The organism is Novosphingobium sp. B-7 (genome assembly GCF_000410615.1).
Classification (GTDB): Bacteria; Pseudomonadota; Alphaproteobacteria; order Sphingomonadales; family Sphingomonadaceae; genus Novosphingobium; species Novosphingobium capsulatum.
Genome location: NZ_APCQ01000384.1, coordinates 1 through 9,097, shown reverse-complemented (window position 1 = coordinate 9,097; position 9,097 = coordinate 1). Strand labels below are relative to the sequence as shown.

The following is a 9,097-nucleotide window of genomic DNA, read 5'->3' as shown; positions in this document are numbered from 1 at the left end:
CCGTCGCGCGGCACGGCATCGAGCGGGGCATCGGCCCAGCCATCGGGGGCGACGATCTCGCGCGCACCGAGCCGGGCGAGCGCGGCGCCGAGCCGATCGGGCGTGCATTCCTCCAGCTCCATCCGCCCGGTGGAAATATCGCACGAGGCGAGGCCGACGCTGTCGCGCAGCGGGCACAGGGCAGCCAGCACGTTGGATTCGCGCGGGTTGAGCAGCGCTTCCTCGGTCAGGGTGCCGGCGGTGACGAAGCGCACGATGTCGCGCGCCACCAAGGCCTTGGAGCCACCGCGCTTCTTGGCCTCTTCCGGGCTTTCCACCTGCTCGGCAATGGCCACGCGGCAACCGGCGCGGATCAGGCGGGCAAGATAGCTTTCCGCCGAATGGACCGGCACGCCGCACATCGGGATCGGCGCGCCGCCATGCTCCCCCCGGCTGGTCAGCGCGATATCGAGGATCTGCGCGGCCTGGCGGGCATCATCGAAGAACAGCTCGAAGAAATCGCCCATGCGATAGAACAGCAGGCAATCGGGCGCCTGGTCCTTGAGCGCCAGATATTGCGCCATCATCGGGGTTGGGGCGGGGGTGGACATCGCGCTATCGCTAGCCCAGGCGGCGCGCATTCTCAAACCCGCAGGCGGGCCTTATGAACAGGCCGGATAGGCCGGCAGGGCGGCCTGCGGGTGTCACGGCTCCCCATGGCGGCATCGGCGTGATAAGGGCAGGCGCTCCACGCCCAGTATCCATCCCTGTTTCCACCCCAGCCCGACGCAGCGCAAAAGAGGCCTGATGCAAGTTTCCCCCAAGCGGTTCCGGTTTCTGCTCGATTGGCGCGGCGGGGGTCTGCCCTGGCTTTCAACGCCGGCGATCATCCTGGGCGTGCTGCTGATCTGCTTTCCGTTCGTGCTGGTCGATGTGCCGCCGCTGATCGACGTGCCGGGACACATGGGTGCCGCCGCGATCGAGGCGGCTGGGCCGGATAGCCCGCTGGGCAAGTATCTGGGCTGGAAGTGGGTGTTCACGCTCAACATCGGCGGCGACGTGCTGATGAAAGTGCTGGGCGGCTGGCTGGGCGTGCTGGCCGCCGGATGGTGGAGCACGGTGCTGGCCACTGGCCTGTTTGCCGGCGGCTGCCTGGCCACGGTGCGGGTGGCCAATGCCCGCGGCGGCCACGGCGCGCCCTGGGCGCTGATGTGGGTGTTCAGTTTTCCGCTGCTGACCGGGTTCCTCAACTATATCCTGGGCACCGGCTTGTCGCTGTGCGCCTTTGCCGCGGCGATGGCGCTGGAGGACCGCCCGCGCGACCGTGCCGGCCTGCTCGTGGTGGCCCAGCCGCTGGCGATGCTGTGCCATGCCATCGGCGGGCTGCTGCTGGCGGTGATGGTCGGGGCCAATGCCTTTGGCCGCGAACTGGACAACCTGCCGGCCGGCTGGTGGCGCCCATCGCGCTGGCGCACGGTGATCGCCACGCACGATTGGAAGGCCGCCGCCGGGCGCCTCATCGTGCTGTGCTGGCCGCTGCTCGCCACGGTGCTGACCATCGTCTTGTGGAAGCTGTTTTCGCCCGAACCAGCGCGCAGCCTCAATGCCTGGCGCTGGGAACAGAAGGGCGTGTTCCTGGGCATCACCTTGCGCGACCAGTCGTTTGCGCTCGACGTGATCACCACGGCCGCCGCCTATATCCTGCTGCTCGGCGGGTTCTGGCTGGGCGGGCGGTGGAACTGGCAGCGCGGCCTGCCGGGGCTGTGCGTGCTGATCCTCTATGTGATCATCCCGAGCGATATCAACGGCAGCGCCTTTGTCGACGTGCGCCTGCTGCCCCCGGCGATGATGCTGTTGCTGGGCCTGCAGGACTGGAGCGGCGCGCGCCCGCGCGTGGCCCGCGCCGTGGCCTATGCCGGGCTGGTTCTGCTTGGCCTGCGCACGGTGGTCACGGCGGCCAGCTTCGTCGATTATGCCGATGACTATCGCCAGCAGCTATCCGCGCTCGAACATATCGAGCCGGGCGCCCGCATCCTCACGTTCGTGGAACATTCCTGCCTGGAGGAAGCGTGGCGCAACACCCGGCGCGATCACCTCGCCAGCCTGGCTAGCGTCTATCGCCAGGCCTGGGTGAACGACAACTGGGCCGTACCCGGTCTGCACATGGTCGTGCCGCGGTTCCGCCCGGCGCGCAATTTCGCGGCCGATCCGTCGGAATTCGTGTGGTCGCGGCGCTGCGCCAGCGGGCGGCTGCGCTCGATCGACTCGGCCCTGCGCTTTGCCCCGGTGGAACGGGTCGATTACGTTTGGCTGATCGATACCGGCCTGCCGCGCAACCCCGATCCACGCCTGCGCCTGGTGTGGCAGCAGGGGCGCAGCCTGCTGTTTGCCGTGCGGCCGCTGGGCCTGCCCAAATGGCAGGCGCGCGATTTGTAAGGGATCATTTCGTGCGCGCTCAAGCCTTCCCTAGCGCATTCGAATGTGCAAGGGGGCAAGACGAGTTTCCAGTCTGCCGGGAGTGCGCGAATGTCCGAGGAAAGCAACGTCCGTTTCACCGAACGCGAAGCGCTTTTCTATCACAACACGATCCGGCCTGGCAAAATCGAGATCATCGCCTCCAAGCCGATGGCCACGCAGCGCGATCTCAGCCTGGCCTATTCGCCCGGCGTGGCCGTGCCGGTGCTGGCCATCGCGGACAATCCCGCCACGGCCTATGACTATACCGCCAAGGGCAACCTGGTGGCGGTGATTTCCAACGGCACCGCCATCCTGGGCTTGGGCAATCTGGGTGCCTTGGCGTCGAAGCCGGTGATGGAAGGCAAGGCGGTGCTGTTCAAGCGCTTTGCCGATGTCGACTCGATCGACATCGAACTCGCCACCGAAGACCCCGAAGCCTTTATCGAGGCCGTCGCCCTGATGGAGCCCAGCTTTGGCGGGATCAACCTGGAAGACATCAAGGCCCCGGAATGCTTCATCATCGAGCAGGCCCTGCGCGAGCGGCTGAAGATTCCGGTGATGCACGATGACCAGCACGGAACCGCGATCATCACCGCCGCCGGCCTGCTCAATGCCTGCCACCTGACCGGCCGCGCGATGTCCGAGGTCAAGGTCGTGGTCAACGGCGCGGGCGCGGCGGCGATTGCCTGCACCGAACTGATCAAGGCCATGGGCGTGCGCCACGACAACGTGATCATGTGCGACCGCACGGGCACGATCTATCGCGGCCGTACCGACAGCATGGACCAGTGGAAGAGCGCCCACGCGGTCGATACCCCGGCCCGCACGCTGGAAGAGGCGCTCGATGGCGCCGACATTTTCCTGGGCCTGTCGGCGGCCGATGCGCTCAAGCCCGAATGGGTCAAGAAGATGGCGCCGCAGCCGATCATCTTCGCGATGGCCAACCCCGATCCCGAAATCAATCCCGACGCGGCCAAGGCCGTGCGCCCGGATTGCGTGATCGCCACCGGCCGTTCCGACTATCCCAACCAGGTCAACAACGTCCTGGGTTTCCCGTACATTTTCCGCGGCGCGCTGGATGTGCAGGCTACCGCGATCAACGAGGAAATGAAGATCGCCGCGGCTTCTGCGATCGCCGAACTGGCGCGCGAGCCCGTGCCCGAGGAAGTGGCTGCCGCCTATGGCAAGAACCACCAGTTCGGCCTGGACTACATCATTCCTGCTCCGTTCGATCCGCGCCTGATGGAGCGGGTTTCCTCGGCCGTGGCCAAGGCGGCGATGGAAACCGGCGTGGCACGCAAGGCGATCGAGGATTTCGAAGCCTATCGCGAAAGCCTCAAGGCGCGGCTCAACCCGACGACCTCGGTGCTCACCAACGTCTATGCCAGCGTCAAGCAGAACCCCAAGCGGGTTGTCTTTGCCGAGGCCGAGCAGGAAGTGGTGCTGCGCGCCGCGATCCAGTTCCGCGATTTCGGCTATGGTACGCCGGTGCTGGTCGGCCGCACCCAGGGCGTGCTCGACAAGCTTTCGGAACTGGGCGTGTCCAACCCGTCCAGCTTTGAAATCCACAACTCCAATGTCTCGCCGCTGGTGGAAGACATGGTGTCCTACCTCTATCCGCGCCTGCAGCGCCGGGGCTTCCTGGAACGCGACGTGCGCCGCATGGTCAACAACGATCGCAACGTCTTTGCCGCGCTGCTGCTGGCGCTGGGCCATGGCGATGCGATGATTTCGGGCACCACCCGCCCGTTTGCGCAGACCATGAAGGAAATTCGCCGCGTGCTGGGGCCCAAGCCTGGGCACCTGCCGTTCGGCGTGCACCTGATGGTGGGCAAGAACCGCACGGTGTTCCTGGCCGATACCACGGTCAATGAACGCCCCAATGCCGAGGAACTGGCCGATATCGCCATCGAGACGGCCGCCGTTGCCCGCCGCATGGGTCACGAACCGCGCGTGGCGTTCCTTTCCTATTCCACGTTCGGCAATCCCTATGGCAAGTGGCTCGATGCGCTGCGCGATGCGGTCGCGATCCTCGATGAACGCCAGCCGGGCTTTGAATACGAAGGCGAAATGGCGCCCGATGCCGCGCTCAACCCGCGCATCATGCAGACCTATCCGTTCTGCCGCCTGTCGGGCCCGGCCAACGTGCTGATCATGCCTGGTCTGCAATCGGCCAATATCTCGGCCAAGCTGCTGCGCGAGCTGGGCGGCAACGCTATGATCGGCCCGATGCTGCTCAACATGGAAAAGCCGGTGCAGATCGCCCCGATGACGGCAACTGCACCCGACCTGCTGACCCTGGCCGTGCTGGCTGCGGCAGGCATCACCGCCTGACAGGGCTGAAGACAAAAAAGGGGGCGCAGGCCATGCGGTCTGCGCCCCCTTTTTTGTGCAAGTTTGATCCGATCAGATCAGCCCGGCGAGCGGGCTCGACGGATCGGCATAGCGGCGCGTGGCCATGCGGCCGGCAAGATAGGCATCGCGCCCGGCCTCGACTGCGGCCTTCATCGCACGGGCCATGCGGATCGGGTCTTTCGCCTCGGCAATGGCGGTGTTCATCAGCACGCCGGTGCAGCCCAGTTCCATTGCCACGGCGGCATCGCTGGCCGTTCCGACCCCGGCATCGACCAGCACCGGCACCTTGGCCCCTTCCACGATCAGGCGGATCATCACCTTGTTCTGAATGCCCAGGCCCGAACCGATCGGCGCGCCCAGCGGCATGATCGCGACGGCGCCGGCTTCTTCCAGCTGGCGCGCGGCGATCGGGTCGTCGGCGCAATAGACCATCGGCAGGAAGCCTTCCCTGGCCAGCACTTCGGTGGCGCGCAGGGTTTCGCGCATATCGGGATAGAGCGTGCGCGCCTCGCCCAGCACTTCCAGTTTGACCAGGTCCCAGCCGCCCGCCTCGCGCGCCAGACGCAGCGTGCGGATGGCGTCTTCGGCAGTAAAGCAGCCGGCGGTGTTGGGCAGGTAGGTGACCTGGCGCGGATCGATATAGTCGGTCAGCATCGGCGCCTTGGGGTCCGACACGTTGACCCGGCGCACTGCCACGGTGACGATTTCCGCGCCCGAGGCCGCCAGCGCGGCGGCGTTCTGGGCAAAATCCTTGTACTTGCCGGTGCCCACGATCAGGCGCGAGCGGAAGGTGCGGCCGGCCACCGTCCAGGTATCGTCTGAGGCCGCGCCATCGCCATCGCCGCCACCGACGAAATGCACGATCTCCAGCACGTCGCCATCGGCAAGCGGCACCTGCGCCAGGGTGGAGCGGGGCACGATATCGCCGTTGCGCTCCACGGCCACCTTGGCCGGATCGAGGTCCAGGGTGCGCACCAGATCGGCAATCGTGCCGGGAGCAGCGCGGCGCGGTTCGCCGTTGAGCGTGAGCGACAGGGTCGAGCTTTGCGGGTTCGTGGCCATGGCTGCGTGCTTTAACGAGGGCACGGCATGGTGCAAGGCTTCAGCAGGCATTCCGGCGCATGTTGACCACATGGGCAGAGGCTACCAGCAGCACGCCGGCGATGGTCAGCACCGATTCCGCCGCGCCATGGCCGACCATCACCGCCGCCGTCATCAGCGCCAGCCCGGCCAGGCCCAGCGCCAACGGCAGGCGATGGCCGTGGCGCAGCGCGCCCATGCCGATCGTGGCGGCACTGATCACGATCGCCAGGACCAGGCCGATGTGATGGATTTCGGGGTTGAGCAGCACTCCGCCGCCCAGGCCCAGCACGCCGACCAGGAACAGCCCGGCCAGGCAGTGAATCATGCACAGCCCCGAGAGGATCACGCCGAAACGGTCGAGCCGGCTGCGCAGGGTGAGGAGTGCCTGGTTCATGGCGCGCATATATGTAATGTTGTATCATGATTCAAGCGTTTTGACGGAAGGCCGTTGGGGCCCGCTGGGAAGGGCCGTTGGCGACGGGGTGCAAAACCGCGCTTCCCCCAAATGCCACTTGCGCGGTCTGGCGCAAGGCGCGAGAGAACGGCCCATGATGGCTTCCCGCACTGCTTCGCCTGCATCGGCGCCCCATGCTTCTGCCACGCCGCGCGCACCTGCCACCCAGGCGGTTCCGACGCAGGGCCTTGTGCGCTGGCTGGCCGTGGTGGCCGCGATGATCGTGGCGATCGTGGTGGTGGGCGGCATTACCCGGCTGACCGAATCGGGCGTGTCGATCACCGAATGGAACGTGGTGTCGGGCGCCTTGCCGCCTCTGACCCAGGCGCAGTGGCAGGCCGAATTCGCTGCCTATCGCCAGACCCCGCAATATATCCTGGTCAATGGCCCGGCGGGCATGACGCTGGCGACCTACAAGTTCATCTTCTTCTGGGAATGGGTGCACCGCCTCTTGGCGCGCACCATCGGCCTGGCGTTTGCCGCGCCGCTCGCGTGGTTCTGGCTGCGCGGCAAGATTCCGGCCGGCTATGCGCCGCGGCTGCTTGCGCTGCTGGCGCTGGGCGCGTTGCAGGGCGCGGTGGGCTGGTGGATGGTCAAGTCCGGCATCGTCCACGATGTGAAGGTCAGCCACTATCGCCTGGCGACCCACCTGGGCGTGGCGCTGTTCACCCTGGCCGGGATCGTGTGGACCATGCTCGACCTGCGCGCTCTGGCGCGGGGAGAGGCGCGGGCGCGGTTGACGGGGCTGGGTACGCTCGCGCTGGGCATGCTGGCGCTGCAGCTGGTCTATGGCGCGTTCCTGGCGGGCTTGCGCGCGGGCGTCGTCGCGGGCGCAGGGTGGTTTTCGTGGGATGCCTGGCCATTGATGCAGGGCAGCTTCTTTCCTGCCGGCGTGGAATGGGCGCGCGGCGCCTGGGCCACGCTGACCGGCGATCCCTATCTCGTGCATTTCTTCCACCGCTGGTGGGCCTGGGCCGTGGTGGCCGTGCTGGTGGTCATGGCGCGCCGGCTGCGCCGGGCAGGGCAGCGCCGGGCTTCCATCGCCATTCACAGCGCCTTTGGCACGCAAGTGCTGCTGGGCGTCGCCACGGTCTATAGTGGGGTTTCGCTGTGGCTGGCGGTGCTGCACCAGCTGTGCGGCGCGATCCTGCTGATCTGCACGGTGTGGGGAGCGCATGCCCTGGGCCGGGTCAAAAACGCGGCCTGATCAGCGCATTTTTGGGAGAGGTATTATTTTACCTCTCCGCAAAGGCCCGGTTTGCTTGACTCTTGGGGCGCTTTGCAACAAAGGCGCGGTTCTTCACCCCGTTTGTGCCAAGTTCGGTACGCGATGGGGTAACCCATCATCCAGGGAACCGAACAGCCATGAAGGCTCTCAGCAAGGTCACCCGGTCGATCAAGCCGGCCGAGGTGGAAAAGAACTGGCATCTTATTGATGCCGAAGGCCTGGTGGTCGGCCGCCTCGCCGTCATCATCGCCAACCGTCTGCGCGGCAAGCACAAGCCCAGCTTCACGCCCCACGTCGATTGCGGCGATCACGTTGTCGTGATCAACGCCGACAAGGTGCGCCTGACGGGCAACAAGCTCAAGGCCAAGACCTATTACAAGCACACCGGCTATGCCGGCGGCATCAAGGAAGTCACCGCGGACAAGGTCCTGGGTGGTCGCTTCCCCGAGCGCGTGCTGGAAAAGGCTGTTGAGCGCATGATCCCCCGTGGTCCGCTCGGCCGCGCCCAGATGCGTGCGCTGCACCTCTATGCCGGTACCGAACACCCGCATGGTGGCACCCAGCCGGTGGCGCTCGACGTCGCCTCGATGAACCGCAAGAACAAGGTGGGTGCCTGATCATGGCCGATAACGACACCGTCTCGAGCCTGGCCGACCTCAAGAACCTGACGTCTGCCGCTCCCGCTCCTGCTGCTGCCGAAGCGCCCGCCGCCGAAGGCGACGCGCCGGTTGCGCCTGCTGCTCCCACCGCCCCGCTGCGCGATCGCGAAGTCGACGCTTTCGGCCGTTCCTATGCCACCGGCCGCCGCAAGGATGCCGTGGCCCGCGTGTGGCTCAAGCCCGGCAGCGGCAAGATCGTGGTCAACGGCCGCGACCAGGAAGTGTACTTCGCCCGTCCGACCCTGCGCCTGGTGATCAACCAGCCGTTCCAGGTTTCTGACCGCGAAGGCCAGTACGACATCATCGCCACCGTCAAGGGCGGCGGTCTGTCGGGCCAGGCTGGCGCCGTGAAGCACGGCATCGCCCAGGCTCTCTCGAAGTTCGAACCCGCGCTGCGCGGCGCCGTCAAGGCCGCCGGCTTCCTCACCCGCGACAGCCGCGTGGTGGAGCGCAAGAAGTACGGCCGCGCCAAGGCACGCCGCAGCTTCCAGTTCTCGAAGCGCTGATCGCGCTTCGCCTGGCGGTTCTCGAACCACCAGGCACGCTTCGGCAAAGAACGCATCAAGGGCTGGCCTTAGGGCCGGCCCTTTTTGTTTGCAGGTTACGCGCGGGTCAGGATGCCGCGTCCGCATCGGCCGGGCTGCGCAGCGAGGCGAGCAGGACGGCCAATTCGCTCTGGCGGGTCACGCCGGTCTTGGCGAAAACGTGCTTGAGCTGGGTGCGCACGGTAGCGGGCGAGGCGGCGTGGCGCTGGGCGATATCGGTTGGTGACAGGCCCTGGGCCACCGCGCGGGCGACGCGGGCTTCGGCCGGGGTCAGGTCGAACAGCGCGCGGATCAGGTCGGCGCCCGGCACGCTGGGGTTGCCGGCGCTGGCCAGGAT

General features: G+C 66.7%; 8 protein-coding genes and 1 pseudogene. 5 read left to right on the top strand and 4 right to left on the bottom strand.

Annotated elements, in window-relative coordinates; genetic code table 11:
- A pseudogene (locus tag H926_RS0104940) lies at positions 1–566 on the bottom strand (DNA mismatch repair protein MutS); the annotation flags it as partial.
- A gap of 220 nt (positions 567–786) precedes the next feature.
- On the opposite strand from H926_RS0104940, the gene H926_RS0104935 reads away from it, so the two are divergent.
- Entirely contained in the window at positions 787–2,415 is a 1,629-nt protein-coding gene (locus tag H926_RS0104935; RefSeq protein WP_022675326.1) for a hypothetical protein, read from the top strand.
- Positions 2,416–2,505: 90 nt separating this feature from the next.
- Positions 2,506–4,770, top strand: a complete 2,265-nt coding sequence (locus tag H926_RS0104930) for an NADP-dependent malic enzyme (protein ID WP_022675325.1) — start codon at positions 2,506–2,508, stop codon at positions 4,768–4,770.
- A gap of 72 nt (positions 4,771–4,842) precedes the next feature.
- Here the strand turns inward: H926_RS0104930 and thiS are convergent, their stop codons facing one another.
- Both thiS and H926_RS0104920 read right to left on the bottom strand, forming a co-directional pair.
- Positions 4,843–5,853 (bottom strand): sulfur carrier protein ThiS, encoded by a 1,011-nt coding sequence (gene thiS, locus H926_RS25670; protein WP_022675324.1) that lies wholly within the window; start codon positions 5,851–5,853, stop codon positions 4,843–4,845.
- Between the two features lie 40 nt (positions 5,854–5,893).
- The gene (locus H926_RS0104920; RefSeq protein ID WP_022675323.1) at positions 5,894–6,268 is read right to left on the bottom strand and encodes a MerC domain-containing protein; all 375 of its coding nucleotides are present in this window, start codon (positions 6,266–6,268) and stop codon (positions 5,894–5,896) included.
- Positions 6,269–6,425: 157 nt separating this feature from the next.
- Here H926_RS0104920 and H926_RS25665 point away from each other — a divergent pair, with 157 nt between their 5' ends.
- The 3 genes from H926_RS25665 to rpsI all read left to right on the top strand — a co-directional run bounded on the left by H926_RS25665 (position 6,426) and on the right by rpsI (position 8,721).
- Positions 6,426–7,535 carry a COX15/CtaA family protein gene (locus H926_RS25665; RefSeq protein WP_082209009.1) on the top strand — a complete coding sequence of 370 codons (1,110 nt, stop codon included), beginning with the start codon at positions 6,426–6,428 and terminating at the stop codon, positions 7,533–7,535.
- Between the two features lie 158 nt (positions 7,536–7,693).
- Entirely contained in the window at positions 7,694–8,173 is a 480-nt protein-coding gene (rplM, locus tag H926_RS0104910; protein ID WP_022675321.1) for a 50S ribosomal protein L13, read from the top strand.
- 2 nt (positions 8,174–8,175) lie between these two features.
- The gene (rpsI, locus tag H926_RS0104905; RefSeq protein ID WP_022675320.1) at positions 8,176–8,721 is read left to right on the top strand and encodes a 30S ribosomal protein S9; all 546 of its coding nucleotides are present in this window, start codon (positions 8,176–8,178) and stop codon (positions 8,719–8,721) included.
- A gap of 106 nt (positions 8,722–8,827) precedes the next feature.
- Here the strand turns inward: rpsI and H926_RS25660 are convergent.
- Positions 8,828–9,097, bottom strand: a 270-nt coding sequence (locus tag H926_RS25660) for a LuxR C-terminal-related transcriptional regulator (protein ID WP_043607871.1), incomplete at its 5' end; no start/stop codon positions are given.